The sequence below is a fragment of the Pseudomonas sp. NY15354 genome, assembly GCF_048068075.1.
GTDB lineage: Bacteria > Pseudomonadota > Gammaproteobacteria > Pseudomonadales > Pseudomonadaceae > Aquipseudomonas > Aquipseudomonas guariconensis_C.
In genome coordinates this window covers 1-26,313 of sequence record NZ_JBLUPV010000026.1, presented here as the reverse complement: position 1 = coordinate 26,313, position 26,313 = coordinate 1, and the positions used below count along the sequence as shown (strand labels likewise).

29 protein-coding genes are annotated in these 26,313 nt (G+C 64.0%); 8 read left to right on the top strand and 21 right to left on the bottom strand.

All coding sequences use genetic code 11. The features are described from left to right. Nucleotides 1–96: 96 nt before the first annotated feature. Complete coding sequence (gene arfA, locus ACNFCH_RS20230) at nt 97–261, top strand: alternative ribosome rescue factor ArfA (RefSeq protein ID WP_043211193.1); 165 nt, start codon at nt 97–99, stop codon at nt 259–261. Between the two features lie 17 nt (nt 262–278). Here the strand turns inward: arfA and ACNFCH_RS20225 are convergent, their stop codons facing one another. Beyond that, a complete protein-coding gene (locus tag ACNFCH_RS20225; protein ID WP_349814578.1) occupies nt 279–476 on the bottom strand; it encodes a YadA-like family protein in 198 nt (65 codons plus the stop codon). On the opposite strand from ACNFCH_RS20225, the gene ACNFCH_RS20220 reads away from it, so the two are divergent. Continuing rightward, nucleotides 382–1,638 (top strand): lytic murein transglycosylase, encoded by a 1,257-nt coding sequence (locus ACNFCH_RS20220; RefSeq protein ID WP_416743515.1) that lies wholly within the window; start codon nt 382–384, stop codon nt 1,636–1,638. The two genes, ACNFCH_RS20225 and ACNFCH_RS20220, sit on opposite strands and share 95 nt — an antisense overlap. Nucleotides 1,639–1,765: 127 nt before the next feature. On the opposite strand, the gene ACNFCH_RS20215 is transcribed toward ACNFCH_RS20220, so the two are convergent. From ACNFCH_RS20215 to ACNFCH_RS20155, 13 genes are all read right to left on the bottom strand, one after another. Further along, nucleotides 1,766–2,704, bottom strand: a complete 939-nt coding sequence (locus ACNFCH_RS20215) for a S66 peptidase family protein (protein WP_416743482.1) — start codon at nt 2,702–2,704, stop codon at nt 1,766–1,768. Nucleotides 2,705–2,798: 94 nt separating this feature from the next. Next, a complete protein-coding gene (gene lipA / locus ACNFCH_RS20210; RefSeq protein WP_043211188.1) occupies nt 2,799–3,818 on the bottom strand; it encodes a lipoyl synthase in 1,020 nt (339 codons plus the stop codon). A 2-nt stretch (nt 3,819–3,820) separates the two neighbouring features. Next, nucleotides 3,821–4,468: a lipoyl(octanoyl) transferase LipB gene (gene lipB / locus ACNFCH_RS20205; RefSeq protein WP_337159287.1), complete on the bottom strand. Its 648-nt coding sequence runs from the start codon at nt 4,466–4,468 to the stop codon at nt 3,821–3,823. Beyond that, nucleotides 4,468–4,743, bottom strand: coding sequence for a DUF493 domain-containing protein (locus ACNFCH_RS20200; RefSeq protein ID WP_043211184.1), 276 nt, complete (start codon nt 4,741–4,743; stop codon nt 4,468–4,470). The genes lipB and ACNFCH_RS20200 overlap by 1 nt, the downstream gene beginning before the upstream one ends. Before the next feature lie 73 nt (nt 4,744–4,816). Further along, nucleotides 4,817–5,977 (bottom strand): D-alanyl-D-alanine carboxypeptidase family protein, encoded by a 1,161-nt coding sequence (locus ACNFCH_RS20195; protein WP_043211181.1) that lies wholly within the window; start codon nt 5,975–5,977, stop codon nt 4,817–4,819. Between the two features lie 262 nt (nt 5,978–6,239). After that, nucleotides 6,240–7,238 carry a septal ring lytic transglycosylase RlpA family protein gene (locus ACNFCH_RS20190; RefSeq protein ID WP_337159288.1) on the bottom strand — a complete coding sequence of 333 codons (999 nt, stop codon included), beginning with the start codon at nt 7,236–7,238 and terminating at the stop codon, nt 6,240–6,242. Next, on the bottom strand, nt 7,238–8,260 hold the full coding sequence (gene mltB, locus ACNFCH_RS20185) for a lytic murein transglycosylase B (RefSeq protein WP_196164621.1): 1,023 nt from the start codon (nt 8,258–8,260) through the stop codon (nt 7,238–7,240). The genes ACNFCH_RS20190 and mltB overlap by 1 nt, the downstream gene beginning before the upstream one ends. A gap of 5 nt (nt 8,261–8,265) precedes the next feature. Beyond that, nucleotides 8,266–9,369 carry a rod shape-determining protein RodA gene (rodA, locus tag ACNFCH_RS20180; protein WP_070092279.1) on the bottom strand — a complete coding sequence of 368 codons (1,104 nt, stop codon included), beginning with the start codon at nt 9,367–9,369 and terminating at the stop codon, nt 8,266–8,268. A gap of 38 nt (nt 9,370–9,407) precedes the next feature. Then, entirely contained in the window at nt 9,408–11,297 is a 1,890-nt protein-coding gene (mrdA, locus tag ACNFCH_RS20175; protein ID WP_337159290.1) for a penicillin-binding protein 2, read from the bottom strand. Nucleotides 11,298–11,314: 17 nt separating this feature from the next. Continuing rightward, a complete protein-coding gene (gene rlmH / locus ACNFCH_RS20170) occupies nt 11,315–11,782 on the bottom strand; it encodes a 23S rRNA (pseudouridine(1915)-N(3))-methyltransferase RlmH (RefSeq protein WP_070092181.1) in 468 nt (155 codons plus the stop codon). Nucleotides 11,783–11,791: 9 nt separating this feature from the next. After that, complete coding sequence (rsfS, locus tag ACNFCH_RS20165) at nt 11,792–12,211, bottom strand: ribosome silencing factor (protein ID WP_196164623.1); 420 nt, start codon at nt 12,209–12,211, stop codon at nt 11,792–11,794. Between the two features lie 43 nt (nt 12,212–12,254). After that, nucleotides 12,255–12,914, bottom strand: coding sequence for a nicotinate-nucleotide adenylyltransferase (nadD, locus tag ACNFCH_RS20160; protein WP_337159291.1), 660 nt, complete (start codon nt 12,912–12,914; stop codon nt 12,255–12,257). Between the two features lies 1 nt (nt 12,915). Further along, nucleotides 12,916–14,187, bottom strand: a complete 1,272-nt coding sequence (locus ACNFCH_RS20155) for a glutamate-5-semialdehyde dehydrogenase (RefSeq protein WP_337159292.1) — start codon at nt 14,185–14,187, stop codon at nt 12,916–12,918. A gap of 292 nt (nt 14,188–14,479) precedes the next feature. Between ACNFCH_RS20155 and ACNFCH_RS20150 the strand changes: the two genes are divergently transcribed. Next, complete coding sequence (locus ACNFCH_RS20150) at nt 14,480–15,172, top strand: DNA-3-methyladenine glycosylase (RefSeq protein ID WP_416743476.1); 693 nt, start codon at nt 14,480–14,482, stop codon at nt 15,170–15,172. A gap of 4 nt (nt 15,173–15,176) precedes the next feature. Beyond that, nucleotides 15,177–16,493, top strand: coding sequence for a bifunctional DedA family/phosphatase PAP2 family protein (locus ACNFCH_RS20145; protein WP_416743474.1), 1,317 nt, complete (start codon nt 15,177–15,179; stop codon nt 16,491–16,493). A gap of 125 nt (nt 16,494–16,618) precedes the next feature. Here ACNFCH_RS20145 and ACNFCH_RS20140 read toward each other — a convergent pair whose 3' ends face one another. Genes ACNFCH_RS20140 through ACNFCH_RS20130 form a run of 3 tightly spaced genes read right to left on the bottom strand, consistent with a single transcriptional unit; the run spans nt 16,619 to nt 18,294 of the window. After that, nucleotides 16,619–17,209, bottom strand: a complete 591-nt coding sequence (locus tag ACNFCH_RS20140; protein WP_196164627.1) for an LON peptidase substrate-binding domain-containing protein — start codon at nt 17,207–17,209, stop codon at nt 16,619–16,621. A gap of 9 nt (nt 17,210–17,218) precedes the next feature. Beyond that, nucleotides 17,219–17,935: an LrgB family protein gene (locus tag ACNFCH_RS20135; RefSeq protein ID WP_416743472.1), complete on the bottom strand. Its 717-nt coding sequence runs from the start codon at nt 17,933–17,935 to the stop codon at nt 17,219–17,221. Then, nucleotides 17,932–18,294, bottom strand: coding sequence for a CidA/LrgA family protein (locus tag ACNFCH_RS20130; protein ID WP_070092174.1), 363 nt, complete (start codon nt 18,292–18,294; stop codon nt 17,932–17,934). Before ACNFCH_RS20130 ends, ACNFCH_RS20135 begins: the two co-directional genes overlap by 4 nt. A gap of 162 nt (nt 18,295–18,456) precedes the next feature. On the opposite strand from ACNFCH_RS20130, the gene ACNFCH_RS20125 reads away from it, so the two are divergent. The 3 genes from ACNFCH_RS20125 (at nt 18,457) to ACNFCH_RS20115 (ending at nt 21,512) form a co-directional block, all read left to right on the top strand. Further along, nucleotides 18,457–18,912, top strand: a complete 456-nt coding sequence (locus tag ACNFCH_RS20125) for a MaoC family dehydratase (protein ID WP_070092173.1) — start codon at nt 18,457–18,459, stop codon at nt 18,910–18,912. 193 nt (nt 18,913–19,105) lie between these two features. Further along, nucleotides 19,106–20,839, top strand: coding sequence for a C13 family peptidase (locus ACNFCH_RS20120; RefSeq protein ID WP_337159296.1), 1,734 nt, complete (start codon nt 19,106–19,108; stop codon nt 20,837–20,839). A 28-nt stretch (nt 20,840–20,867) separates the two neighbouring features. Continuing rightward, nucleotides 20,868–21,512, top strand: coding sequence for an oxidoreductase (locus ACNFCH_RS20115; protein WP_196164632.1), 645 nt, complete (start codon nt 20,868–20,870; stop codon nt 21,510–21,512). A gap of 90 nt (nt 21,513–21,602) precedes the next feature. On the opposite strand, the gene ACNFCH_RS20110 is transcribed toward ACNFCH_RS20115, so the two are convergent. The 4 genes from ACNFCH_RS20110 to ACNFCH_RS20095 all read right to left on the bottom strand — a co-directional run bounded on the left by ACNFCH_RS20110 (nt 21,603) and on the right by ACNFCH_RS20095 (nt 25,908). Then, nucleotides 21,603–21,890 (bottom strand): YceK/YidQ family lipoprotein, encoded by a 288-nt coding sequence (locus ACNFCH_RS20110; protein WP_337159297.1) that lies wholly within the window; start codon nt 21,888–21,890, stop codon nt 21,603–21,605. After that, nucleotides 21,887–22,516, bottom strand: coding sequence for a flavin prenyltransferase UbiX (gene ubiX / locus ACNFCH_RS20105; protein WP_043211143.1), 630 nt, complete (start codon nt 22,514–22,516; stop codon nt 21,887–21,889). Before ubiX ends, ACNFCH_RS20110 begins: the two co-directional genes overlap by 4 nt. Then, the gene (mpl, locus tag ACNFCH_RS20100; protein WP_070092169.1) at nt 22,513–23,862 is read right to left on the bottom strand and encodes a UDP-N-acetylmuramate:L-alanyl-gamma-D-glutamyl-meso-diaminopimelate ligase; all 1,350 of its coding nucleotides are present in this window, start codon (nt 23,860–23,862) and stop codon (nt 22,513–22,515) included. Before mpl ends, ubiX begins: the two co-directional genes overlap by 4 nt. 66 nt (nt 23,863–23,928) lie before the next feature. Beyond that, nucleotides 23,929–25,908, bottom strand: coding sequence for a sigma-54-dependent Fis family transcriptional regulator (locus ACNFCH_RS20095; RefSeq protein WP_337159298.1), 1,980 nt, complete (start codon nt 25,906–25,908; stop codon nt 23,929–23,931). A gap of 267 nt (nt 25,909–26,175) precedes the next feature. Between ACNFCH_RS20095 and ACNFCH_RS20090 the strand changes: the two genes are divergently transcribed. After that, nucleotides 26,176–26,313 (top strand): hypothetical protein (locus ACNFCH_RS20090; protein ID WP_337159300.1); only part of this gene is annotated, 138 nt, incomplete at its 3' end.

Here is a 26,313-nt window from a genome sequence, read left to right as displayed (position 1 = left end):
CCACCAGAGCTGCAAGCCATACATACAATCAATTGGCTCCTACCCCGCCCTGGTCTTACAGTGCGCCCCGACATCCACCCAACCGGGGTATCCGCCATGAGCAAGAAGCCGAAAAAGCACGGCCCTAACAAGGCCAAGTCCATCATTGCCCAGCCACTGTTTCGATGCCGCCAGGAACGACCGAACAAGGGCAAAGGCAGCTACCGCCGCGAAGCCTTCCAATCGAGAGATTGGGAGGCTTCTTGCTTTTTGGCCGCATGAAGGCAGGAACCCCCCAGTCATGATATGGTCGGCACCTGAACCGCAATTCTGGATCTGTGCATGCCCTTTCGTCTGTCCCTGCGTTGGCCCTCTCGCCAGCTGATCGCAGCCTCCAGCTTTATCCTGCTCGTCGCCTGCGCGGAAAAACCCACCGCCGCCGACGCCTTGCCGCTGGCCCCCGCGCAGCCTGCGCCGAACGTGACCCTGCCGGGCACCACGCCTGACACCAGCAATGAAATCCAGCCCCTGCAAACCTTCGCCCAATGGCAGGCAGGCTTCCGCCAGCAGGCGCTGCAGGCCGGCATCAGCGCCAGCACCTTCGATCGCGCCTTCCTCGGCGTCACGCCCGACATGGACGTGATCAAGGCCGACCGCAGCCAACCCGAATTCGCCCGCCCGGTCTGGGAATACCTCGACGGCGCCCTGTCGCCGCTGCGTGTGCGCAACGGCAAGAAGCTGCTCGAGCAACATGCCGAGCTGTTGTCGCGCATCGAACAGCGCTATGGCGTGGACCGCCAGGTGCTGGTATCGGTCTGGGGCATGGAAAGCAACTTCGGTCAGTTCCAGGGCAACAAATCGGTGATCCGCTCCCTGGCCACCCTGGCCTACGAAGGCCGTCGCCCGACCTTCGCCCAGGACCAGTTGATTGCCGCCCTGCAGATCCTGCAAAACGGCGACATCCAACCCGAGGCCATGCGCGGCTCCTGGGCCGGCGCCATGGGCCAGACCCAGTTCATCCCCACCACCTACAACACCCACGCAGTCGACTTCGACGGCGATGGTCGCCGCGATATCTGGAACAGCACCGCGGACGCCCTGGCCTCCACGGCCCACTATCTGCAAAGCTCGGGCTGGAAACGCGGCCAGCCGTGGGGCTTCGAAGTGCAGGTGCCCGCAGGCTTCGACTACTGGTTGGCCGATGGTGCGCAGCGAAAGAGCGTCAGCGAATGGCTGCAATTGGGCGTGAAGCTGCCAGCCGGTACCCAACTGCCCGCAGGCAGCAACCAGTTGTCCGCCGCCCTGCTGCTGCCGGCGGGGGCGCGTGGCCCGGCGTTCCTGGTGCTGGACAACTTCCGGGCGATCCTGAAGTACAACAATTCCTCGTCCTATGCCCTGGCGGTGAGCCTGCTAGGTGATCGCTTCTATGGTTGGGGCTTCATCGCCGGCAGTTGGCCCAAGGACGACCTGCCGCTGAGCCGCAGCGAGCGCATCGAGCTGCAGGATCTGCTCAACGCCAGTGGCCACGAGGCTGGCAATGCCGATGGCATCATCGGCGCCAATACCCGCAAGGCCATCCGCAATGCCCAGCAGGCGCTGGGTTGGCCCGCCGATGGGTATCCGACCCATAAGTTGCTCGACAGTCTGCGTCGCCCCTGAACGGGCAGACATAGCCCTGTAGAGTCGGGCTCGTCCGCGAATCGGTAGGTGAATGAACCGCCGCATTCGCGGGTAAACCCGCCCCCCACAGGCTCTAGGCAAGTCTCAAGGCCAGCGCGAACAGGCCTTATCGCTCAAATAACACCTGCTCCAATGACAGCTGCATCGCCTGACTGTCCAACCTCACCCTGGCCCCCAGTGGCAGGCACAGGTTGGGGTCACAATGCCCACTGCGCCAACCCGCCAGCACCGGAATACCCAAGGGCCCGAAGATATCCTTGAGCAGCGGCGTCATGGCCGGCACGGTAATTCCGGCAAAATCGCCCACCAGCACACCGCGAATCCCCTCCAGCTTGCCAGCCAGGCGCAACTGGGTCAGCAGCCGGTCAACGCGGTACAGCGGCTCGTTGACGTCCTCGATGAACAAGATGCAGCCCTGGCTGTCGATTTCGCCCACCGTCCCCAAGGTCGCACACAGCACCGACAGGTTGCCGCCCAGCAAACGCCCGCTGGCCACACCAGGGCTCACGCAGGTCAATGGGTAGGCCTCGGGATGGACCAAGACGTCCCCGTCCCGCACCTTGCCGCCCAGTTGATCGAACAGCGAACTGACGGTCGGCTCCTGCTTCGCGCCGAGCAGATCGGCATTGAGCATGCCGCCATGGAAGGTGATGAGCCCAGCGTGGCGCTGCAGCGCCGTGTGCAGGGCAGTGATGTCGCTGTAGCCAATCAGTGGTTTGCGATGGCGGCGAATCAGGTCGAAATCAAGGCGATCCAGCAAGCGCATGCTGCCGTAACCGCCGCGCATGCACAGGATGGCGTCGATTTCAGGGTCGGCAAACGCCCTATGCAGGTCATCCAGACGCTGCTGGTCTGGGCCGGCGAGGTAGCCCTCGGCCTGGCTGACGCCCGGGAACAAGCGGCACTGGTAGCCGCGACTGGCAAACCATTGGCTTGCCTTGCGCGCATCCAGCCTGGCCGGGCCTGCCGGGGCGACGATGGCAAAACAGGCATTGCGGGGCAGCGCCGTGGGCAGATACGCATCTGGGGTTTCAACGCAGTTCATCGAACAGTTCCTTGCAGGTAAGGGCCAGGCCCCCAGAAACAAAAATGCCGATGCCGCCTCCCGGCGCGCATCGGCATCGATCACTCAGCCAGGCTCAGAGCTTGATCTTGGCTTCGTGGGCTTGCTGGTCGGCGTGGTACGACGAACGCACCAGCGGGCCGGAGGCGACGTTCTTGAAGCCCATCTTGTAACCTTCCTCGGCGAACCAGGCGAAGGTGTCCGGATGCACGAAACGTTGCACCGGCAAGTGGCTGCGCGACGGCTGCAGGTACTGGCCCAGGGTCAGCATGTCGATGTCGTGCTCGCGCATGCGGTGCATCACTTCGATGACCTCTTCGTCGGTCTCGCCCAGGCCGAGCATCAGGCCCGACTTGGTCGGCACATGCGGGACCATCTGCTTGAACTTCTGCAGCAGGTCCAGCGACCAATCGTAGTCCGACCCCGGACGCGCGGCCTTGTACAGACGCGGTACGGTCTCGAGGTTGTGGTTGAACACATCCGGCGGCTCCTGGGCGGTGATTTCCAGGGCAACGTCCATGCGACCACGGTAGTCCGGCACCAGGGTCTCCAGCTGAATGCCAGGCGACAGGGCGCGGATCTCGCGGATGCAGTCGGCGAAGTGCTGGGCACCGCCGTCACGCAGGTCGTCGCGGTCCACCGAGGTGATGACCACGTACTTCAGGCGCAGGTCCGCGATGGCCACTGCCAGGTTCTTCGGCTCGTCGAGGTCCAATGGCTTCGGCCGGCCGTGGCCGACGTCACAGAATGGGCAGCGACGGGTGCAGATGTCACCCATGATCATGAAGGTCGCGGTGCCGCCGGAGAAACACTCGCCCAGGTTCGGGCAGGACGCTTCTTCACACACGCTGTGCAGCTTGTGCTTGCGCAGCAGTTGCTTGATGCGGTCGACTTCCGGGGAGACCGGGATGCGCACGCGGATCCAGTCTGGCTTCTTCGGCAGTTCTTCGGTGGGGATGATCTTGACCGGGATACGCGCGACCTTCTCGGCACCGCGCAGCTTCACGCCTGCTTCGACTTTCTTTGGCGCGGGGCGCGCGGCGGCGTCCTGGGTGGGTACCGGGTTCGGCACGGCTTCTTGCACAGTTGTTGTCATATTCAGTCGATTCCGCCCGTGAGGGTCGTCTGCTCAGCGTAGTCGAGGTGCTTGACCAGCTGTCCGCGCAGCCTTGTCCTGACCTCGGAGAGTTCGATCGGACCTGCCAGGTCACGCAGCTGGGTCATTGCCAGCCCCGCATACCCACAGGGGTTGATTCGGCGGAATGGCGCAAGGTCCATGTCCACGTTCAGGGCAAGGCCGTGGAAAGAACGGCCATTGCGGATTCGAAGGCCGAGGGAGGCGATCTTCGCCCCGTCGACATACACGCCAGGCGCATCGGGCTTGGCCACTGCCTGGACGTCGTAGCTGGCCAGCAGGTCGATCAGGCTGCGCTCGATCCGACTGACCAGCTCGCGCACACCAAACCCCAGGCGACGCACATCCAGCAACAGGTAGGCCACCAGTTGGCCGGGGCCATGGTAGGTCACCTGCCCACCACGGTCGGTCTGCACCACCGGGATGTCGCCGGGGACCAACAGGTGCTCGGCCTTGCCGGCCTGGCCCTGGGTAAAGACCGAGGGGTGCTCGACCAGCCAGATTTCATCCTGGCTGTCCGGACCGCGTTGCTCGGTAAAGCGCCGCATGGCCTCCAGCACCGGTTCATAGGGCTGCAGGCCAAGATCGCGAAAACCGAGGCAGGAAGGCATCAGAGCACCATTTTCACGATGCCGGTCGCGCGCAGGGCGCTGTTGATATCGTGCAGCTGGTTCTCGCTTTCGGCAACGATGTGCAACTGCACCGTGGTGTACTTGCCTTCCTTGCTCTGGCGTTCGGCCAGGGTGGACAGATCGACCTTGGCATATTTGCTCAGGATCTCGATCACGGTGTCCTTGAAACCGACCACGGTATCGCCGATTACCTTGATCGGGTAATCGTCGCAGGGGAATTCGATCTTGTGCGACTTGACGTCAGGTTCGCTCATGGCGGAAACGGCCTCGTAAGCCGTGGCAACAACAACGCCCCCGCAGGATACGCGGGGGCGTGCAGGTCACGTATCAGTTGAACAACCCGTAGAAGAACAGACGGATGCTATCCCACATACGGCGGAAGAAACCACCTTCCTCGACGCCGTCGAGGGCGATGAGGTCAGCGCTGTGAACCACTTTTTCATCCAGTTTGACTTCAACTTTACCGATCACGTCACCTTTGGCGATGGGGGCGGTCAGTTGCGGATTCATGGTCATCGAAGCCTGCAGGCGCTTCAATTGGCCTTTAGGCATAGTCAGGGTCAGGTCGTTGGCCAGACCGGCCTTCACTTGGCTGGTGGCGCCTTTCCAGACCGGGGACTGGGTCAGCTCGGTGCCCTTCTGGTAGAAGGTCTGGGTTTCGAAGAAGCGGAAACCGTAGGTCAGCAGCTTCTGGGTCTCGGCGGCGCGGGACTGCTCGCTGTTGGTGCCGAACACCACGGCGATCAGGCGCTGGCCGTCGCGAACGGCCGAAGCCACCATGCAGTAGCCGGCTTCGTCGGTGTGGCCAGTCTTCAGGCCATCGACGGTCTTGTCACGCCACAGCAGCAGGTTGCGGTTGGGCTGCTTGATGTTGTTCCAGTAGAACTCTTTCTGCGAGTAGATCGCATAGTGGGCCGGATCTTCGTCGATGATCGCGCGCGCCAGCAGGGCCATGTCGTGGGCCGAGGAGTAGTGCTCCGGGTTCGGCAGGCCGGTGGGGTTCATGAAGTGGCTGTTGCTCATGCCCAGATCGGCGGCGGTCTTGTTCATCATGTCGGCGAAGGCGTCTTCGCTGCCGGCGATGTGCTCGGCCAGGGCGACAGAGGCGTCGTTGCCCGACTGGATGATGATGCCGTGCAGCAGGTCGCTGACGCTGACCTGGCTGCCAACCTTGATGAACATGCGCGAACCACCGGTGCGCCAGGCATTCTCGCTGACGGTGACCGGGTCGTTCTCGCCGATCTGGCCACGACGGATATCCAGGGTGGCGATGTAGGCAGTCATCAGCTTGGTCAGGCTGGCCGGCGGCAGGCGTTCGTCACCGTTGTTCTCGACCAGCACGTTGCCGCTGGACGCATCCATGAGTACATAGGACTTGGCGGCCAGTTGTGGTGGTGCTGGCATCATCTGCTCCGCTGCGAAGGCAGCAGGCATGATCATCAGCAGAACGGGCAGGCAAAGTCGTTTGGCAAGGTTGGTGATGTTCATCCGTCTCTCGAAAATCGCTAATGGTCTGATGTTCCCTGGGACACATCGTGTGCCCAGCGCCAGTCAGGCTGGTTTTTGCGGCCATGGGCCAGGCCCGCAAAATGCGGCTTTGTGTCGCGGCGGGCAAAAGCCGACATTGTACATGGGAGCGCCCGGCAATTCATGACAAAACCGACAGCTTGAGTGGCAAGCTTCAAGCCACAAGGAGCCGGCGCCGGAGTCCCCCCTCAGCTTGCCGCTCGTAGCTTGCCACTCAGATGAATCAGTCGGCAGTGACCAGCTTGGCCTGCCCCAGGTTGGCCAGGCGAATGCTGTCCTGGGCCTGCTGGATCTCGCCCTGGCTGTTGATCGGCCCCAGACGCACACGGTGCAGGGTCTGTTGGTTGCGCACGATGGAGCTGATGAACACTGGCGCGCTGACCATGGTGCTCAGCTTGGCGCGCAACAGTTCGGCGGCATCCGGGTTGGCGAAGGCGCCTACCTGCAGGAAGCTGCCACCATTGCCGGCAGGCACATTGTTGCCGCCCACCTGCACCGGCACCACCGGCGCTGCGTGTTGCTGCGGCGGCGGGGTCCATTGCTCGACACGGCCGGTGCTGGCAGGAATCGCCTGGGTCTGGGCGACCTGTGGCTCCTTGAGCATCATCGGCGGTTGCTGGCCACGCTGGGCCCACCACTGCTGCGGATCGATGCCTTCGACGCGCACGTGCGCCGTGCCGATCTCGGCGTAGCCGAGCTTCTTCGCCGCGGCGTACGAAAGGTCGATGATGCGGTCGGAATAGAACGGGCCCCGGTCGTTGACGCGCAGGATCACACTACGGCCGTTGGCCAGGTTGGTCACCCGCACGTAGGCTGGCAGCGGCAAGGTCTTGTGCGCTGCGCTCATGCCGTACAGGTCGTAAAGCTCGCCGTTGGCGGTGTTCTGGCCGTGGAACTTGGTGCCGTACCACGACGCCGTACCCTCGGCGCGGTAGTTGCGCGAGTCCTGCATCGGGTAGTAGGTCTTGCCCAATACCGTGTAGGGGTTGGCCTTGTAGGCGCCGGTGTGCACGGTCGGGGTAGCGTCGGGAATCTTGTTCACGTCCACGTCCCACCAAGGCGCGCCGTCCTTGTGGGCACGGTTGATATCAAGGCCTGGCTGGGCGCGCACGACATTGCCGCCCTGCGGGGTCGGGCGGCTCGACGAGCAGCTGACCAGCAGCATGCCGACCGTCAGGCAGGTCAGCAGTTTGAAGGTGTTGGAAGAGAGATTTGCGCGCATTACTTGACGCCCCGTGCTTGAACCAGCTGTTCCGATAGCTGATGCACCGCCATGGCGTACATCACGCTGCGGTTGTAACGCGTGATCGCGTAGAAGTTCTTAAGGCCCATCCAGTACTCGGGGCCGTTGTCGCCCTCCAGACGGAAAGCGGTAACCGCCAGATCATCGCGCAGCGCATCATGACTCGACCAACCCAGGGCTCGCAACTCCCCTACGGTCTTGACCGGCTCGATACCGGTGGTCAGGCCTTCGTCGGCGCGCTCGCCGAGCACCAGCGCGCGGCTGACCACCGGCTCGCCAGCCACCCAGCCGTGGCGCTTGAAGTAACTGGCGACGCTGCCGATGGCATCGGTGGGGTTGTTCCAGATGTTGATATGGCCGTCGCCGTCGAAATCCACGGCATAGCTGCGAAAGCTGCTGGGCATGAACTGCGGCAGGCCCATGGCCCCGGCGTAAGACCCCTTGAGGGTCAGCGGGTCGAGTTGCTCTTCACGGGCCAGCAGGAGGAACTCTCGCAGTTCCTTGCGGAAGAATTCCGACCGAGGCGGGTAATCGAAGCCCAGGGTCGACAAGGCATCGATCACCCGGTAACTGCCGGTATTGCGCCCGAAAAAGGTTTCGACGCCAATGATCGCGACGATCACCTGGGCCGGTACGCCGTACTCCTGCTCGGCGCGGGCCAGCGCCTCTTCGTGCTGGCGCCAGAAGTCCACCCCACGGGCGATGCGCGCGTCGGTGATGAACATCGGGCGGTATTCCTTCCACGGTTTGACCCGCTCGGCCGGCCGCGAGATCGCATCGAGAATCGACTGCTTGCGCTGTACCTCACGGAACACGCCCATCAATTGCTCGCCGGCGAAGCCGTAGTCGCGGGTCATTTCGCCGACGAACTCGGCCACCTGGGGCGAGCCATCATAGTCGCCGGCATTGGCCTGCTGGACTGCGCCGAACAAACCCATCGCGCCAATCCACGGCGCACAACGGGCAGCCCAGCCACGCACTACTTGCATGAAATTCTTCACCTTATTCAAACCTGTGCAATCCATTTGCGGTGCGTATGGATCGACATCAAAACGCCAAACGCTGACAGCAGCGTCACCAACGAAGTTCCGCCATAGCTAATGAAGGGCAGCGGCACGCCAACCACGGGCAGAAGGCCACTGACCATACCGATATTGACGAATACATAGACAAAGAACGTCATGGTCAAGCTGCCAGCCAGCAGCTTGCCGAACAACGTCTGGGCCTGGGCGGTGATCACCAGCCCGCGGCCAATCAGCAACAGATAGATCAGCAGCAACAGGCAGATGCCGACCAGGCCGAACTCCTCGCCAAGCACCGCGATGATGAAGTCGGTGTGGCTTTCCGGGAGGAAGTCCAGATGCGACTGGGTGCCCAGCAGCCAGCCCTTGCCGAACACACCGCCCGAGCCAATCGCCGCCTTGGATTGGATGATGTTCCAGCCCGTGCCCAGCGGATCGCTCTCCGGGTCGAGGAAGGTCAGCACCCGTTGCTTCTGGTAGTCGTGCATGACGAAGAACCACATCGCCACCGCCACCGGCACCGCCGCGGCGACCACACTGATGATCCAGCGCCAGCGCAGCCCCCCCATGAACAACACGAAAGCGCCCGAGGCCAGGATCAGCAGCGCCGTCCCCAGGTCCGGCTGGCGCACGATGAGAATGAACGGCACGCCGATCAGTACCAGGCTGATCGCCACATGCTTGAGGTGCGGCGGCAAGGTGCGCTTGGACAGGTACCAGGCGATGGTCGCCGGCATGATGATCTTCATGAACTCCGAAGGCTGGAAGCGGATGACCCCCGGGATGTTGATCCAGCGCGTGGCACCCATGGCGTTGTGCCCCATGACGTCCACCACCACCAGCAACAGCACCCCGACCACATAGGCCAGGGGCACCCAGCGCGCCATGAAGCGTGGCTCGAGCTGGGCGATGACGAACATCGACACCAGGCCGATGCCGAACGATGTCGCCTGCTTGAGCAGCAGGTCCCAGTTCTTGCCACTTGCCGAATAGAGGACGAACAGGCTGCCGGCCGCCAGGGTCAGCAGGATCACCAACAAAGGGCCGTCGACATGGATGCGCTGCAGGAAGCTGGCGCGGCGACGCATCACGTCCTCGCTGGAGAGCATGCGATCGAAATTGTTCTTCACTGGGCCGATTCCTGGACAACGGTGGCAGGCGCGAACTCGGGTTTGAGCCGGCCGTTCTCGTCGAGCAGCCAGGCGTCCATCACCTGACGCACGACAGGCGCTGCGACGCCGGAGCCGGACTCACCGTTCTCGACCATCACCGAGACCACGATCTTCGGATCGTCGGCGGGGGCGAAGGCGACGAACAAGGCGTGGTCGCGGTGGCGCTCTTGGAGTTTGTTGCGGTCATATTTCTCGCCTTGCTTGATCGCCACCACCTGGGCGGTGCCGCTCTTGCCGGCGATGCGGTACTGGGAGCCCAGCGCGGCCTTGCGCGCAGTACCCCGGGCGCCGTGCATCACCTGCTCCATGCCGTGGGTGACCTTGGCCCAGTCGGACTTGTCACGCAGGACGATGTCTTCCATCGGGTTCTCATCCACCGGTGGCTTGCCTTCGATGGTCTTGGCCAGGTGCGGGCGGTTCCACTTGCCCTTGTTGGCGATCAACGCCGTGGCCTGGGCCAGTTGCAGCGGCGTGGCCTGCATGTAGCCCTGGCCGATACCGAGGATCAGGGTCTCGCCAGGGAACCAAGCCTGGCGGCGGGTGGCGCGCTTCCATTCGCGCGACGGCATCAACCCAGGGGACTCCTCGAACATGTCGAGGGACACCTTCTGGCCGATGCCGAACTTGTTCATGTAGCTGGACAGCCGATCGATCCCCATCTTGTGGGCAAGATCGTAGAAGTAGGTGTCGTTGGAGCGCATGATCGCGGTGTCCAGGTCGACCCAGCCGTCACCGGTCCGGTTCCAGTTACGGTACTTGTGGTCGTAGTTGGGCAACTGGTAGTAGCCCGGGTCGAACACGCGGCTGCTCGAGGTCACCACGCCACTGTCCAGGCCAGCGATGGCCACTGCCGGCTTGATGGTCGAGCCGGGCGGATAGAGCCCGCGCAGAACGCGGTTGAACAGCGGCCGGTCGATCGAATCGCGCAGCTCGGCATAGGCCTTGAAGCTGATGCCGGTGACGAACAGATTGGGGTCGAAGCTCGGCTGGCTGACCATGGCCAGCACCTCGCCCGTGCGCGGGTCCAGCGCCACCAGTGCACCCCGGCGCCCACCCAGCGCCGCCTCGGCGGCTTCCTGCAGTTTGATGTCCAGGCTCAGGACGATGTCCTTGCCTGGCTCCGGGTCGGTGCGTTTGAGCACCCGCAGGACCCGACCTCGGGCGTTGGTCTCGACTTCCTCGTAGCCCACCTGTCCGTGCAGTTCGGCTTCGTAGAACCGCTCGATGCCGGTCTTGCCGATATGGTGGGTGCCGCTGTAGTTGACCGGATCGAGGCTCTTGAGCTCCTTCTCGTTGATCCGACCCACATACCCCACCGAATGGGCAAAATGCGCACCCTGCGGGTAATGGCGCACCAGCTGCGCCGCCACGTCCACGCCCGGCAGACGGAACTGGTTCACCGCGATGCGGGCGATCTGCTCCTCGTTGAGCTCGAACAGGATCGGCACCGGCTCGAATGGCCTGCGCCCCTGCTTCATGCGCTTCTCGAACAGGGCCCGGTCATCGGGGGTCAGCTCCAGCACCTCGACGATGGTGTCCAGCACCTGGCGCCAGTCTCCTGAGCGCTCGCGGGTCATGGTCAGGCTGAAGCTGGGACGGTTGTCGGCGACGATCACCCCGTTGCGGTCGAAAATCAGCCCTCGGGTCGGCGGGATCGGCTGCACGTGCACCCGGTTGTTTTCCGAAAGCGTGGAGTGGTAGTCGTACTGGATGACCTGCAGGTAGTACAGCCGGGCGATCAAGACGCACACCAGCAGCACGACCGCCACCGCGCCGACCACGACGCGGCTGCGCACCAGGCGGGCGTCTTTCTCATGGTCCTTCAGACGAATCGGCTGCGACATCGGACGGGCTTACAGGCTCATTTGTGGTAAGGGTGCCCGGACAGTACGGTCCAGGCGCGATAGATCTGCTCGCCGATCAGTATCCTTACCAACGGGTGCGGCAGGGTCAGAGGCGACAGCGACCAACGCTGCTCGCTGCGTGCGCAGACCTCCGGCGCCAGGCCTTCCGGGCCTCCCACCATGAGATTGACCGTACGCGCATCCAGGCGCCAACGGTCCAGCTCACCCGCCAGTTGCTCGGTACTCCAGGGCTTGCCATGGACCTCGAGGGTGACAATGCGTTCCCCGGGCTGAACCTTGGCCAGCATGGCCTCACCCTCCTGGCGAATCAGGCGGGCGACATCGGCATTCTTGCCACGGGTGTTCAGCGGAATCTCCACCAGCTCCAACGACAGCTCCGGGGGCAGGCGCTTGGCATATTCATGCCAGCCTTCCTCGACCCAGCGGGGCATGCGCGAGCCGACCGCAATCAGGCGCAGGCGCACGGCGCGTCCTCAGCTCCGGTCCTTGAGGTTTTCGGAATAGCTGTGGGCATTTTCCGGGCTGTGGTGCTTGCCGTCGGCGGAGCGGCTCTGCTCGGCACCCAGCCACAGGCGCTCGAGGTCGTAGAACTGACGCGCAGCGGCAGTCATCATGTGCACGATGACGTCGTTGAGGTCCAGCAGGACCCAGTCGCTATCGCCCTTGCCTTCTTCGCCCAGCGGCTGCACGCCCTGGAGCTTGACGATTTCGCGGACCTTCTCGGCCATCGCGTTGATCTGCCGGTTGGAGGTACCGGTGGCGATGATCATGTAGTCGGTCAGGCTGTGTTTTTCACGCACGTCGATGACCTGGATGTCCTGGGCCTTGACGTCTTCCAAAGCCGATTTGGCCAGGTTGACCAGCTCTTCGCCGTTGATTTTCTGCTTGCTCATAAGAAACTCGTTCAATTCATGAATGAGGCGCCTGGTGGCGCCGTCAGTGCGACGCACGGTAAAGGTCGTGCGCCTCGATATAGGCCAGTACTGCGTCCGGCACCAGGAACCGTACCGACTTGCCGCTGGCCAGCAGCTGTCGGATCTGCGTGGCGGACACCGCGAGCGGCGTCTGCCAGACGAACGAAATGTGCCCCGCCGGGCCGGACATGGCGGTGGGATCGCTCTCCGAGCGCGCAGCCAGCAGGTTGCGCAGCTCGTCAGGGGGTTCGACATCGGCATCCGGGCGTTGCAGCACCAGGATGTGACAGTGTTGCAAAAGCTCTTCCCAGCGATGCCAGCTGGGCAGGCCGCAGAACGCGTCCCAACCCAGCACCAGGAACAACTGGTCGTCAACGCCCAGTTCGGCGCGGATCGACTCCAATGTATCGATGGTGTACGACGGTTTGTCCCGTGCAAGCTCCCGGGCATCCACGCTCAACCGCTCGACCCCGGCCACGGCGCAGCGCACCATGGCCAGGCGGTCCTGCGGTGCCACCTGCGGGGTATCGCGGTGCGGCGGCCGGGCGTTGGGCAACAGGCGCAGCTCATCCAACGCCATGAACTCGGCCACTTCCAGCGCGCTGCGCAGGTGACCGATGTGCACGGGATCGAAGGTGCCGCCGAGAATGCCGATGCGCCGGACTGCCTGGGCCTTGCTCAACTCAGCAGGACTCCTGGCCGCGCAGTTGGCCGTCACCGATCACCACGTACTTCTCGCAGGTCAGCCCTTCCAGACCGACCGGGCCGCGGGCGTGCAGCTTGTCGGTGGAGATGCCGATTTCCGCGCCCAAGCCGTACTCGAAACCATCGGCAAAGCAGGTCGGGGTGTTGAGCATCACCGAAGCCGAGTCGACCTCGGCCATGAAGCGCCGGGCCTGGCCTTGATGCTCGGTGATGATCGAATCGGTGTGGTGCGAGCCGTAGTGGTTGATGTGCTCGATGGCCGTGTCCAGGCCATCGACGACGCGGATCGACAGGATCGCGTCGAGGTATTCGGTGTGCCAGTCGTCTTCGCTGGCCGGATTGGCGGCGATGATCGCCCGGGTGCGTTCGCAGCCGCGCAGTTCGACACCCTTCTCCTGGAAGCGGCGGGCCATTTCCGGCAGAAATGCCTCGGCGACACCGGCATCCACCAGCAACGTCTCCATGGCGCCGCAAATGCCATAGCGGTAGGTCTTGGCGTTGAACGCGACGCGCCAGGCCTTGTCCAGATCGGCATGCTGGTCGACATAGACGTGGCAGATGCCGTCCAGGTGCTTGATCACCGGTACCCGGGCGTCACGGCTGATGCGCTCGATCAGCCCACGACCGCCACGCGGCACGATGACGTCGACGAACTCAGGCATGCTGATCAGCGCGCCCACGGCCGCACGGTCGGTGGTTTCGACCACCTGGACCACGGCCGCCGGCAAGCCGGCCTCGGCCAGGCCGCGCTGGATGCAGGCGGCGATGGCGCGGTTGGAGTGAATGGCTTCGGAGCCGCCACGCAGGATGGTGGCGTTGCCGGACTTCAGGCACAGGCTGGCGGCGTCGATGGTCACGTTCGGGCGCGACTCGTAGATGATCCCGATCACACCGAGCGGCACGCGCATCTTGCCGACCTGGATGCCCGACGGGCGGTAGCTCATGTCACGGATGGCGCCGACCGGATCCGGCAGGCTGGCCACCTGGCGCAGGCCGGTGATCATGCCGTCGATGCGCGCCGGGGTCAGGGCCAGACGATCCAGCAAGGCTGGCTCCAGGCCATTGGCGCGGCCATTGGCCAGGTCCTGTTCATTGGCTGCGGTCAACTCGGCGCGGGCGGCGTCCAGGGCGTCTGCGGCGGCCTGCAGGGCGCGGTTCTTCTGCGCGGTGCTGGCACGGCCGATCACGCGCGAGGCCTCACGGGCGGCGCGACCCAGGCGGGTCATGTAGTCAAGAACGGACTCAGTCATGGGCTCGGTGTCTTGGCGAAGGGGAAATCGGCTGATTATAACTGGCACGCTCGGGTACGCCCAGCGGCGGGTGGCGGATGGTCGAAAATGAACGACAGGATCTGTAGGAAAGATGTAACCACCCATATCGAATTTCCATCGAGCGGTTCGCGGACATACCCGCCCCTACAGAAAACAGCGCACGATTATGGCAGCTGGTTTACCCACGAAAAGAGCACCAGGCCCCTCGGTTCAGTCTCGATTAAGCCATTAATTGCTATCATCTGCGCCCCGACCACCACGAGCCGACAGCATGCCAGACACCGCCCCCTGCCCGGCCCGCGCCCTGCCGGACAGCTTTTTCGACCGTGACGCCCAGGCCTTGGCGCGGGACCTTCTGGGCAAGGTGATCCGTCATCGCCAGGGCAATCTCTGGCTCGCGGCACGCATCATCGAGACCGAGGCCTACTACCTCACCGACAAAGGCAGCCACGCCTCGCTCGGCTACACGGAAAAACGCAAGGCGCTGTTCCTCGATGGCGGGCACATCTACATGTACTACGCCCGCGGCGGCGACTCGCTGAACTTCAGCGCCCACGGCCCGGGCAACGCCGTGCTGATAAAGTCCGCCTACCCATGGGTCGATGCCATTTCCGACGCTAACAGCCTGGCGCAGATGCAACTGAACAACCCCGATGCCAGCGGCAACCTGCGCCCGGCCGAGCGCCTCTGCGCGGGGCAGACGCTGCTGTGTCGAGCCCTGGGCCTGAAGGTGCCGAACTGGGACGCCAAGCGCTTCGACCCTGAGCGACTGTATGTCGAAGACTGCGGCGCCAAGGTTTCGCAAGTGATCCAGACCACCCGCCTGGGCATCCCCCATGGCCGCGACGAACACCTCCCCTACCGCTTCGTCGATGCCGAGTACGCGCGCTTCTGCACACGGAACCCGCTGCGCCGGGGCCAAGTCGAAGGGCGTGATTTTTCCATCCTGAAACAAGGAAGCTGATTCCATGGGCCAATGGCTCGACAGCCTGACCGGCTGGCTCAGCGCCAACCCTCAGTGGCTTGGCCTGGCGATTTTCCTGGTGGCCTGCGTGGAGTGCCTGGCCATTGCCGGCATCATCGTGCCGGGCACCGTTTTGCTGTTCGCGGTGGCCGTGCTGGCCGGCAGCGGCGCCTTCAGCCTCGGCGAGACGTTGCTGCTGGGCTTTCTCGGCGGGCTGCTGGGGGACGCGGTGTCCTACACGCTCGGCAAACGCTTTCATCAGAACATTCGGCGCCTGCCGTTGCTGCGCCATCATCCGGAATGGATCGGCAGTGCCGAGGCCTACTTCCAGCGGTATGGCATCGCCAGCCTGCTGGTAGGGCGCTTCATCGGCCCGCTGCGGCCGATGCTGCCCATGGTCGCGGGCATGTTCGACATGCCGCTGCCGCGCTTCATTGCCGTCAGCCTGCTGGCCGGCGCAGGCTGGTCAGTGGCCTACCTGCTGCCAGGCTGGGCCACCGGAGCGGCCATGCGCCTTCCCTTGCCGGAAGGGTTCTGGCTGGATGCGGGCATCATCGCTGGCACACTGGCGGTGCTGATTGGCCTTAGCCTCAACAGCAGTCTGCGTGATCAGCGCAACGGCACGCGCCTGATCGCCGGCCTGAGCTTTGTCGCCCTGGCGGGCATATTCCTTGGCTGGCCGTATCTACATGAATTCGACCAGGGGATCATGACGCTGGTCCAGGAGCACCGTAGCCAGGCAGTCGATGGCGCCGTGGTACTGGTCACCCGTTTGGGGGATTTTCGTACACAGTTGTTCCTGGGCGGTTTGCTTACCGGGCTGTTGCTGCTGGCGCGCCAATGGCGTCACGCCCTGTTCGCAGGCGGCGCACTGATGGGCACGGCAATCGCCAACGGCACGCTGAAATGGCTGTTCGCCCGGACACGCCCTGAAGTGCTGACCGACCCACTGACCAGCTACAGCATGCCCAGCGGCCACAGTTCGGCGTCGTTTGCGTTCTTCCTGGTGCTGGCGGTGCTGGCCGGACGCGGCCAGCCGCCGCGCATGCGCTTGACCTGGGTGATGCTGGGCTGTCTGCCAGCGCTGGCGATTGCCTTGTCGCGGGTGTATCTGGGCGCCCACTGGCCGACCGATATCCTGGCCGGTGCGCTGCTGGCGTGTTGCGTCTGCGCGCTCAGCCTGACCCTGGTGCAACATCGCCAGCCGTTGCGGGCCCTACCGTTGCGGGTGTGGTGGCTGGTGCTGCCGGCCTGCGTGGCACTGCTGGCGTTCTTCGCCCTGCACGCCCTGCCCCAGGCGCTGTTGCGCTACAAATATTGAGACGCGACCACTTCGGTGTGCTCGCGGCCGCATTCGCGGGGCAACCCGTTCCTACAGGTCTTGCACTGTTTTCTGTGGGAGCGGGTTTGCCCGCGAATACAACGGCGCGCGCTGCACCGAACAGATCAAGCGAACAGCTCGCCCTGGATGCGCTCCAGCAGGTTCTGGATGGCCTCGAGCCGCAACTGCGGTGAGTCGATGGCCAAAAGATCGAGCTTGTCCTCTTCCATGAAGGGCAACAGATAGCCCAGCTGGTTGGCCAGAGACTGGCACCCATCCACGGCCCGCGGCATGTCCAGCGCCGCGACCATCGGATGCTCACCCAAGGCCTGCAACAGCGCCAGCAGGTCGTCGTCCCGCTCGGACAACGCACTGTCCGCCAGCTCCGGCAGCCAGTGCACGTCGCCAACCATCAGTTGGTCCTTTTGCACTTCGGTCTGCTCCAGGCGAAAACGCCGCACGCCTTCCACCCGAATGCCCAGCAAGCCATTCTCCTGCTGCACGAAATCGCGGATCAGCGCCTCGCAGCCGACCGAGGCTACCACCGGCGGTGCCTTGCCGACCTGCTCGCCTTCGAGGATGCACACCACGCCAAATCCACCGCCCTGTTTCATGCAACGGCTGATCATGTCCAGGTAGCGCGCCTCGAAGATCTGTAGATCAAGCAAGCAGCCGGGAAACAGCACGGTATCGAGGGGAAACAGCGGTAGCGTCATCTTCATTCCTCACGCCAGCAGGCTGACCGCCAATGGCAGGAACACTGCCGTGGCCACGCCCATCAGGCTCATCGCCAACGCGGCGAAGGCGCCGCATTCGTCACTTTCCTGCAAGGCTACCGAGGTGCCCACCGCATGGGCGGTGACGCCCAGGGACATGCCGCGCGCCTCGGGGCTGGACACGCCGAAGCGGGTCAGCAATGCCGGGCCGAAGATGGCCCCGATCACCCCGGTGATCAGCACGAACACTGCAGCCAGGGCCGCCACGCCGCCAATCTGCTCGGCCACCAGCATGGCAATGGGCGAAGTCACCGACTTGGGCGCCATCGTCATCAGGATCATGTGCTCGGCCCCGAACCACCAGCCCAGCGCCAGGCACGCCACGGTCGCGAACAGGCCCCCGAGTACCAGCGTAGTAAATGTCGGCCAGAACAGCTGACGGATCCGTCGCAGGTTCAGGTAGAGCGGCACCGCCAAGGCCACGGTGGCCGGCCCCAGGAGGATGTAGAGAATCTCGGTGCTCTTGCGATATTCGGTGTAATCGATCCCGCACGCCAGCAGCACGCCGATGACCAGCACCATCGACATCAGCACCGGCTGCAGGAAGATCCAGCGGGTTTTCTCGTAGGCCGCCAACACCACCTGGTAAGCCCCCAGGGTGATGCCGATGCCGAACAGAGGGTGGTGGACGACCGCATCGAGCGCACCTTGCCAGTCGAGCATCATGGCTGCTCCTTGTGCTTGCCTTGCCGGTTGATGAGCTTTTGCATCAGCACGCCCACGAACACCAGCGTCACCAGGCAGGAGATCACCAACGCACCGGCGATGGCCCAGAAGTCCGCCGCGATGTCCTTGGCATAGACCATCACCCCCACCGCCGGTGGCACCAGCAGCAACGGCAGGTACCGCAGCAGGCTGCCGGACGCCTCGCTCAGTGGCTTGCCCACCTCACCGCGCACCATCAGCGACACCAGCAACAACAGCAGGCCAATGATCGGCCCCGGCAAGATCGGCACGAACAGATGGTTGATCGCCGTACCCAGCAACTGAAACAGCACCAGCCAGGTCAAACCACGCAACAGCATAAGGATCTCCTCCAGGCAGTGCGGCCATTATAAGCATGCGCCCCGCCGCCCTAGTAAGCCGATTTGCGGCGAAAAGATGACAACTTGACTGTAACGGGGCCGCCGTGATGATCTTGCACCGCCGTACCAAAATCGAGCAGCAAGACAACCTGGAGAGTCGCGATGCCCTATGTACCTGTTAGCGCGTTATCGCAGTATGTCGGCAAGGAACTGGGACGTTCCGAGTGGCTGAAGATCGATCAGCAGCGCATCAACCTGTTCGCCGAAGCCACCGGCGATTTTCAGTTCATCCATGTCGACCCCGACAAGGCCGCCAAGACCCCCTTTGGCAGTACCATCGCCCACGGCTTCCTGACCCTGTCGCTGATTCCCAAGTTGATGGAGGACATTCTCGTCCTGCCCGAGGGTCTGAAAATGGCACTCAACTACGGCCTGGACAGCGTGCGCTTCATCCAGCCGGTGAAGGTCGACAGCCGGGTGCGCCTGAAAGTCGAACTGGCCGACGCCACCGAGAAGAAACCCGGGCAGTGGCTGCTCAAGATCACCGCCACGCTGGAAATCGAAGGCGAGGAAAAACCGGCCTACATCGCTGAGCCATTGTCGCTCTGCTTCATCTGACGCCGGGCCATCTGCCAGCCCCTCTCGGGTGACGCGCTCCCACAGGTGCACCGTTTCTGTCGAGAGCACCGCAGAACCTTTGAGAGCGGTTTTACCCGAGAAGGGGCCGCACAAGCCATAGGCGTGCGGCGCCCAGTACCTCAGCCGACGCATTCTGCGGCATACTCGATGCATCGTTTGCCCGGAATCCGCCATGCGTGCACTGCTGCCCTTCACCTTGATCCTGCTGCTCGCCGCCTGTGGCGAAGGCGAGCCCTTGTCGCCACCGGACGCCCGCCTACCCGACGGTGGCCGCTACCGGGGCCAGGTGGTCGACGGCCTGCTGCAGGGCGAGGGGCGCATCGATTACCCCAATGGCAGCTGGTACGCCGGTACCTTCCTGAACGGCCAGTGGCATGGCCAGGGCGAGTGGCATGGCAGCAATGGCGAGGTCTACCGGGGCCAGTTCGTCGAAGGCTTGTTCCACGGTCTGGGCGACCTGACCACGCCGGGCAGTCACTACGCAGGGACCTTCAAACATGGCCGGCGCGACGGCGAAGGCACCCTCAAGCAAAACGACCAGACCTACCGCGGCCAGTTCACCAACGACCAATACGAAGGCGCCGGTGAACTGGAGCTGGCCGACGGCAGCCGCTACCAGGGCTTGTTCGCCAAAGGCAAACCCAATGGCGCCGGGGTGCGCAGCGATGCCAGCGGCAATCAGTTCAGTGGCCATTTCGTCGACGGCCTGCTCCAGGGTGCCGGCACCTACGACAGCGTCGAGGGCGAGCAGTACATCGGCGAGTTCAAGGACAACCGCCTCGAAGGCCGCGGTCGCTACGAAAATGCCGAGGGTGACGTATGGATCGGCGACTTCAAGGACGGCACCCTCGAGGGCCAGGGCGAGATGCTGGGCAGCGATGGCAGCCGCTACAAAGGCGGTTTTCGTGACTGGCAGTTCAGCGGCAAGGGCCACCTGCAGTTGGCCGACGGCAGCCAGTACGTCGGCAGCTTCGACAACGACGCCTACCAAGGTCACGGCCGGCTGATCCAGGCCAACGGCAACATTCAAGGCGGCTACTGGGTCAAAGGCGTACGGGTACGCGACGAGAAGAACAAACTGCTCCCCGACCCGTTGGACCTGGCTCTGCTCAACCAGGGACGTCTGCTGGAACAGGCGCTGGCCGGTGTGCCCCCTTCCCAATCGCCCATCCAGCTGTACAGCCTGGTTGTGGCAGGCGACGGCCAGCAGAGCGTGTTCCTGCGTGAAGCCGACTACGTCAGCAACATGCTCAAGATCCGCTTCGGCGCCCTCGGCCAGGTCACCCTGGTCAATCACCGCGACCACATGGCCGACCGTCCCATGGCCACTCGCGAGAACCTTACCCGCGCCGCGCGTACCCTGGCCGAGCGCAGCGGCCCTGAAGACCTGATCTTCATCTACCTCACCAGCCACGGCAGCCACGACCATCAACTGGTGCTCGACCAGCCCCGCCTGCAACTGGCCGACCTGTCCGCCGACGAGCTGGCCAGCGCCTTGGCCCCGCTCAAGCACCGCGACAAGGTGATAGTCATCTCGGCCTGTTATTCCGGTGGCTACATCGCACCGCTCAAGGACGACCGCACCCTGGTCATGACCGCGGCGCGCCCCGACCGGGTGTCCTTCGGCTGCTCGGAAGAAGCCGACTTCACCTACTTTGGCGACGCTTTGTTCGCCGAGGCGCTGAATCAGACCGACGACCTGAAACAGGCCTTCGAACTGGCACGCGCCAGTGTTGCCGAACGTGAAAGAAGGGAAGGTTTCGAAGCCTCCGAGCCGCAGCTCTGGGCACCGCCTGCAGTGCTTGCACACTGGCAGAGCCTGCGCCGGCAACAGGCCGAGGAAGCCTTGCGCAATGAAGCCCAACCAGCGACGGGGGTCCAGGCAAAAACGCCTGAGGCCCACTAAGCTGAGTGGTAACGAAGGGAGAGACATCATGTACTTGACGCCTCAGCATGTCCTGCTTGCCGGAGCCACAGGTCTTACAGGTGAACACCTGCTCGACCGCCTGCTCAACGAGCCCACCATCAGCCGGGTACTGGCGCCGACCCGCCGCCCGCTGGCCGAACACCCACACCTGGAAAACCCCGTGGGTGACCCGGCCGTGTTTCTCCCGCAACTGGCCGGTCGCGTCGATATCGCCTTCTGCTGCCTGGGCACCACGCTCAAGCAGGCAGGTTCGGAAACCGCGTTCCGCGCCGTGGACCTGGACATGGTGGTGGCCTTCAGCAAGCGCGCCCGGGAAATGGGCGCCCGTCACCTGCTGGTGGTCAGCGCCCTGGGCGCCGACCCCAAATCGTCGATTTTCTACAACCGGGTCAAGGGCGAGATGGAAGAAGCGCTCAAGGCCCAGGACTGGCCACAACTGACCATCGTACGGCCCTCGCTGCTGCTGGGTGAGCGTGTGGAGCCACGGGCAAGCGAACGCATCGCCGCTCCCTTCGCCCGCCTGATTCCAGGCAAGTACCGGGGCATCGAAGCCTGCACCCTGGCCCGGGCGCTGTGGCGTCTGGCTTTGGAAGAAGAGGACGGCATCCGGATCGTCGAGTCCGACGAGTTGCGCAAGCTGGGCAAGAAATAACGCTGACCTGTTATCGCCTATTCGCGGGTAAACCCGCTCCCACCTGATCTGCGCAAGCCTCTGGGAGCGGGTTTACCCGTGAAAGGGACGTTACAGTCCGCCCGTGGCGTTGAAGCCAACCCCCGCCGCCGTGAGCAGCGACAACGGCAACAACAAGGTATCGAGCAACGCGCTACCCGGCAGGTCCAGCCCCGGGTAAGCCGGTGCCTGGGCGCCAAACCGGTCCTCAGGACAACAGCCGCCGTTCATCACATACAGGTCCAGCCGCGTCCCGGCGTACACCAAAGGCGCGCCGGGCTTGTTGGCATCCAGGGTGCGTACGGTCGCACAGCCACCGAGCAAGACCAACATCAGCCCCCCAACCAGCAATCGGCTCAATCGTCGGCCCCGAAATGATGCTCACCCCAGCGCGGCAGCATGTCCTGGGGAATGTTCAGCAGATTGAGGATGCGCGCCACGACAAAATCGACCAGATCGTCGATGGTCTGAGGCTGGTGATAGAAGCCCGGCGCCGCCGGCAGGATCACCGCGCCCATCTGCGACAGCTTGAGCATGTTTTCCAGATGGATGGTCGAGAACGGCGCCTCGCGCGGTACCAGGATCAATTGGCGCCGCTCCTTGAGTGTCACGTCCGCTGCACGCTCGATCAGGTTGTTGCAGGCACCGGTAGCGATAGCCGACAAGGTTCCGGTGGAGCACGGCACCACGACCATCGCCGCAGGTGCGCCGGAGCCGGAGGCCACCGGCGCCATCCAGTCTTCCTTGCCGTAGACGCGGATCTGCCCGTCGGCAGCGCCTGTGTATTCGGTAAGGAAGGTCTGCATCGCCTGAGGCTTGGCCGGCAACACCACGTCGGTCTCGGTGGACATCACCAGTTGCGCAGCCTTGGAGATGAGAAAATGCACCTCCCGGTCCTCGCGCACCAGGCAATCGAGCAGGCGCAGACCATATTGCGCCCCAGAGGCGCCAGTCATGGCCAGGGTGATGCGCTCCGGCCCGCTCACTTGAGGGCCTCGGCCAGTTTGCCGTGCAGGCCGCCGAAGCCGCCGTTGCTCATGATCACCACGTGGGTGCCGGGACGCGCCTGGCCCTTGACCCGCTCGATGATCGCTTCGAGGCTGTCGGCCACCACCGAGGGTACCTTGCACTGCGCAGCAGTGGCCGCCAGATCCCAACCCAGGTTGGGCGGGGCGTACCAGATCACCTGGTCGGCGTGCTCGACGCTGTCCGGCAGGCCATCACGGTGGGCACCCAGCTTCATGGAGTTGGAGCGCGGCTCGATCACCGCGATCACCGGCGCCTCGCCGACGCGCTTGCGCAACCCGTCAAGGGTCGTGGCGATGGCGGTCGGATGGTGGGCGAAGTCGTCATAGATGGTCACACCTTGAACCTCGGCGACCTTCTCCATCCGCCGCTTGACGCTCTTGAAGGCACTCAGGCCTTCAATGGCCATGGCCGGCGCCACACCCACGTGACGCGCCGCCGCCAAGGTCGCCAGCGCGTTGGCCACGTTGTGCTGGCCCGTCAGCGCCCATTCGACAACCCCCTGGGCCACGCCTTCGAACAGCACTTCGAAGTGCGAGCCATCGGCGCTCAGCAGGCGCGCCTGCCATTGCCCGCCTTCGCCGGTGGTTTGCACCGGGGTCCAGCACCCCATGCCGATGACACGCTCAAGGGCCTGCTCGGTGGTGGGGTGGATGATCAGGCCTTCGCTGGGAATGGTCCGCACCAGGTGGTGGAACTGCCGCTCGATGGATGCCAGGTCAGGGAAGATGTCCGCATGATCGAACTCAAGGTTGTTGAGGATCGCCGTGCGGGGGTGGTAGTGGACGAACTTCGAGCGCTTGTCGAAGAAGGCGCTGTCGTATTCGTCGGCCTCGACCACGAAGAACGGCGTGCCGCCCAGGCGCGCCGACACCGAGAAGTTCTGTGGTACGCCACCGATCAAAAAGCCCGGGCTCATGCCCGCATGTTCCAGCACCCAGGCCAGCATGCTGCTGGTGGTGGTCTTGCCATGGGTCCCGGCCACCGCCAGCACCCAGCGGCCCTGCAGCACGTGGTCGGCCAGCCACTGCGGGCCGGAGACATAGGGCAGGCCCTTGTTCAGCACGTATTCCACGGCCGGGTTACCCCGAGACATGGCGTTGCCGATCACCACCAGATCAGGCGCCGGCTCCAGCTGAGCCGGGTCATACCCTTGGGTCAACTGGATGCCTTGGGCCTCCAGCTGAGTGCTCATGGGGGGATAGACGTTGGCGTCGGAGCCGGTGACCCGATGGCCCAGCTCCTTGGCCAACACCGCCAGCGAACCCATGAAAGTGCCGCAAATACCGAGAATGTGAATGTGCATGGTCGACCTCGCAAAACTTCGGGGCAGGTTAGCCCAGGGCGAGGGAAATCGCACTCGCTGTTTCGTTCAGCCTGCCCTGGCGATGCCGTGTTTGCGCAGTTTTCGATACAAGGTATTGCGGCTGATGCCCAGATGCTCGGCGACCTGGGTCATGTGCCAGCGTTTTTCCTCCAGCACCGCCAGCAGGGCATCCCGTTCGGCCTCCTCAAGTGTCGCGGGGTCTCTGTAGGCACGGGCTTGTCCCGCGATTGCACTAGCCCGGTCGATGGAGTCGGCCCTGTTGGCACAACCGTTGAGCAAGCCTGCGTCCACAGCGTTCGCGGATGTCCTGACGATGGCGGGAAGGTCGGAATACTCGATGCGGTTGTCTTCACACAGCGCGACCAGCGTGCGCAGCACATTGCGCATCTGCCGTACGTTGCCCGGCCAGGCAAAGTCCAACAATGCCTGGCGAGCGAGCGGTGCGAGGTCGACAGCCTGCCCATTGGCTTCCTGGCGCAGCAGGAAGTCGAGCAGTTGAGCCTTGTCGCTGCGCTCGCGCAACGCCGGCAGTGTCACTTCCAGGCCATTGAGCCGGTAATACAGATCCTCGCGGAAACTCCCCTCCCTCACCCGTGCCAGCAGGTCACGGTGAGTAGCACTGATGATGCGCACATCCACCGCCTGGGGCTCACCACCGATCGGTACCACCTGGCGCTCCTCCAGCACCCGCAGCAGGCGGGTCTGCAGAGCCAGTGGCATGTCGCCGATCTCATCGAGCATCAAGGTGCCACCGTCGGCCTGCAACAACTTGCCACGCATGCCTTCCTTGCGTGCCCCGGTGAAACTGCCGCCGCGATAGCCGAACAGTTCGCTCTCGATCAGGCTTTCCGGAATCGACGCACAGTTGATCGCCACGAACGGCTTGCTACGGCGCTGACTGGCCTGATGCACGGCCTGGGCGAACGCCTCCTTGCCGCATCCGGTCTCGCCGCACAGCAGCAGCGGCACATCACGCTCGAACACCCGCACGGCGCGGCGCAAGTCCTGCTCCAACGCGGGATCGACCACGCAGATACCGGTGGGAATGTCACGCCGGGCCTCGGGCAGGCTCGCCGGCACCGCCCAAGTGGATGCCCGAGCCTGGCCACGCAGGCTGGCGAACACCTGCCGACCATCACGGGTATACAGCGGCCAGGCCGTGGTGCCCTGGGGTGTGGCGCGACTGAACAGCTCGTCATGGCCACAGGCGAAGAACATCCCCACCGGCTTGCCGAGCATGCCTGCGCGAATGGTACCCAGCAGGTTCAGCGCGCTCTGGTTGACCGCGCAGATCCGGCCGTCGCCATCGAACGCCACCAGCCCTTCGCTGAACAGCCCGACCGACTCGGCCTGCAGGTGGAAACGCAGTAGCCACTGATGTTCGAAATGACGCAGGAAATAACAGCTCTCGATCATTTTCGCCGACAGGTTGACCAGCGCCATGGTGTGGAACTGGCTCTGTCGCGAGACCTCCGGGCGCGCCGAGGAGACATCGAGTACCGCGAGCAATTCGCCATGGGGATCGAACACCGGGCTCGCCGAGCAGGTCAGGCCGGTGTGACGGCCGCGGAAGTGCTCGCCTTGATGAATGGTCAGGGCCTGGCGCTCGACCAGGCAGGTGCCGATGCCATTGGTGCCTTCACGCGCCTCGCTCCAGTCGGCGCCCAGCCATAGCCCGGCACGCTCGAAGATGCGCCGCTCGGTGGGGGCGGTCACGCAGTTGAGGATCACGCCGCGGGCATCGGTCAGCAGCACGGCATGGCCGGCGCCGGAAAGCTGCTGGTGCAGGCTGTTCATCTCGGTGTCGGCGATTTGCAGCACCTGGTGCAGGCGTTCGCGGCTTTCCAGCAACCGGCCATGCTCGAGCACCACAGGCGCATGGGCCTGGGCCGGGTCCAGGTGGTAGTCCTCCAGGCAGCGAAGCCAGGAGCGTGCGATCGAAGGGTCGCTGCCGGGCCCGCTGGCCTGGCCGTTGGCAACCGTGAGCACCTGGTGCGCATGGCGGCTGAACGAGTTGCTCTGCATTGTTGTTCTTCTCCGCAGATAGAGCGTTGCGCCAGCATCCTCCACCTGTCAGCGCATTGCAACGACACGCTGACCACTGAGTCATACGCTGTACCGGAGGCGGTACAAAATGTCACAGCAGGCGTGCCACTGCTGCCACAGCCGCGACCGATCACCCCACACAGCACAAGGCAGACCCCTTGATTTACAAGGGGCTCACGGCACTGGCCCGACCTTTGCTCTACGCTTTTCAACTCCGCAACAAACACAATAGCCAGGAGACACACCATGCGTTACGCACATCCGGGTACCGAAGGCGCGAAAATTTCCTTCAAGAGCCGCTATGGCAACTACATCGGCGGTGAGTTCGTTCCTCCGGTCAAGGGTGAATACTTCACCAACACCTCCCCGGTGAACGGCCAGCCG

Excerpts from the sequence above, each read along its gene's own strand:
- ACNFCH_RS20150 (WP_416743476.1), top strand. The coding sequence starts at position 14,480 with ATGCCAGACACCGCCCCCTGCCCGGCCCGCGCCCTGCCGGACAGCTTT.
- arfA (WP_043211193.1), top strand. The coding sequence starts at position 97 with ATGAGCAAGAAGCCGAAAAAGCACGGCCCTAACAAGGCCAAGTCCATC.
- ACNFCH_RS20135 (WP_416743472.1), bottom strand. The coding sequence starts at position 17,935 with ATGATGCTCGACTGGCAAGGTGCGCTCGATGCGGTCGTCCACCACCCT.
- ACNFCH_RS20155 (WP_337159292.1), bottom strand. The coding sequence starts at position 14,187 with ATGACTGAGTCCGTTCTTGACTACATGACCCGCCTGGGTCGCGCCGCC.
- ACNFCH_RS20140 (WP_196164627.1), bottom strand. The coding sequence starts at position 17,209 with ATGACGCTACCGCTGTTTCCCCTCGATACCGTGCTGTTTCCCGGCTGC.
- ACNFCH_RS20125 (WP_070092173.1), top strand. The coding sequence starts at position 18,457 with ATGCCCTATGTACCTGTTAGCGCGTTATCGCAGTATGTCGGCAAGGAA.
- ACNFCH_RS20190 (WP_337159288.1), bottom strand. The coding sequence starts at position 7,238 with ATGCGCGCAAATCTCTCTTCCAACACCTTCAAACTGCTGACCTGCCTG.
- ACNFCH_RS20145 (WP_416743474.1), top strand. The coding sequence starts at position 15,177 with ATGGGCCAATGGCTCGACAGCCTGACCGGCTGGCTCAGCGCCAACCCT.
- ACNFCH_RS20215 (WP_416743482.1), bottom strand. The coding sequence starts at position 2,704 with ATGAACTGCGTTGAAACCCCAGATGCGTATCTGCCCACGGCGCTGCCC.
- ACNFCH_RS20195 (WP_043211181.1), bottom strand. The coding sequence starts at position 5,977 with ATGAACATCACCAACCTTGCCAAACGACTTTGCCTGCCCGTTCTGCTG.
- rodA (WP_070092279.1), bottom strand. The coding sequence starts at position 9,369 with ATGCGTCGCCGCGCCAGCTTCCTGCAGCGCATCCATGTCGACGGCCCT.
- lipA (WP_043211188.1), bottom strand. The coding sequence starts at position 3,818 with ATGACAACAACTGTGCAAGAAGCCGTGCCGAACCCGGTACCCACCCAG.
- mpl (WP_070092169.1), bottom strand. The coding sequence starts at position 23,862 with ATGCACATTCACATTCTCGGTATTTGCGGCACTTTCATGGGTTCGCTG.
- ACNFCH_RS20095 (WP_337159298.1), bottom strand. The coding sequence starts at position 25,908 with ATGCAGAGCAACTCGTTCAGCCGCCATGCGCACCAGGTGCTCACGGTT.
- ACNFCH_RS20120 (WP_337159296.1), top strand. The coding sequence starts at position 19,106 with ATGCGTGCACTGCTGCCCTTCACCTTGATCCTGCTGCTCGCCGCCTGT.
- mrdA (WP_337159290.1), bottom strand. The coding sequence starts at position 11,297 with ATGTCGCAGCCGATTCGTCTGAAGGACCATGAGAAAGACGCCCGCCTG.
- lipB (WP_337159287.1), bottom strand. The coding sequence starts at position 4,468 with ATGCCTTCCTGCCTCGGTTTTCGCGATCTTGGCCTGCAGCCCTATGAA.
- ACNFCH_RS20200 (WP_043211184.1), bottom strand. The coding sequence starts at position 4,743 with ATGAGCGAACCTGACGTCAAGTCGCACAAGATCGAATTCCCCTGCGAC.
- ACNFCH_RS20130 (WP_070092174.1), bottom strand. The coding sequence starts at position 18,294 with ATGCTGTTGCGTGGTTTGACCTGGCTGGTGCTGTTTCAGTTGCTGGGT.
- rsfS (WP_196164623.1), bottom strand. The coding sequence starts at position 12,211 with ATGAGCAAGCAGAAAATCAACGGCGAAGAGCTGGTCAACCTGGCCAAA.
- ACNFCH_RS20115 (WP_196164632.1), top strand. The coding sequence starts at position 20,868 with ATGTACTTGACGCCTCAGCATGTCCTGCTTGCCGGAGCCACAGGTCTT.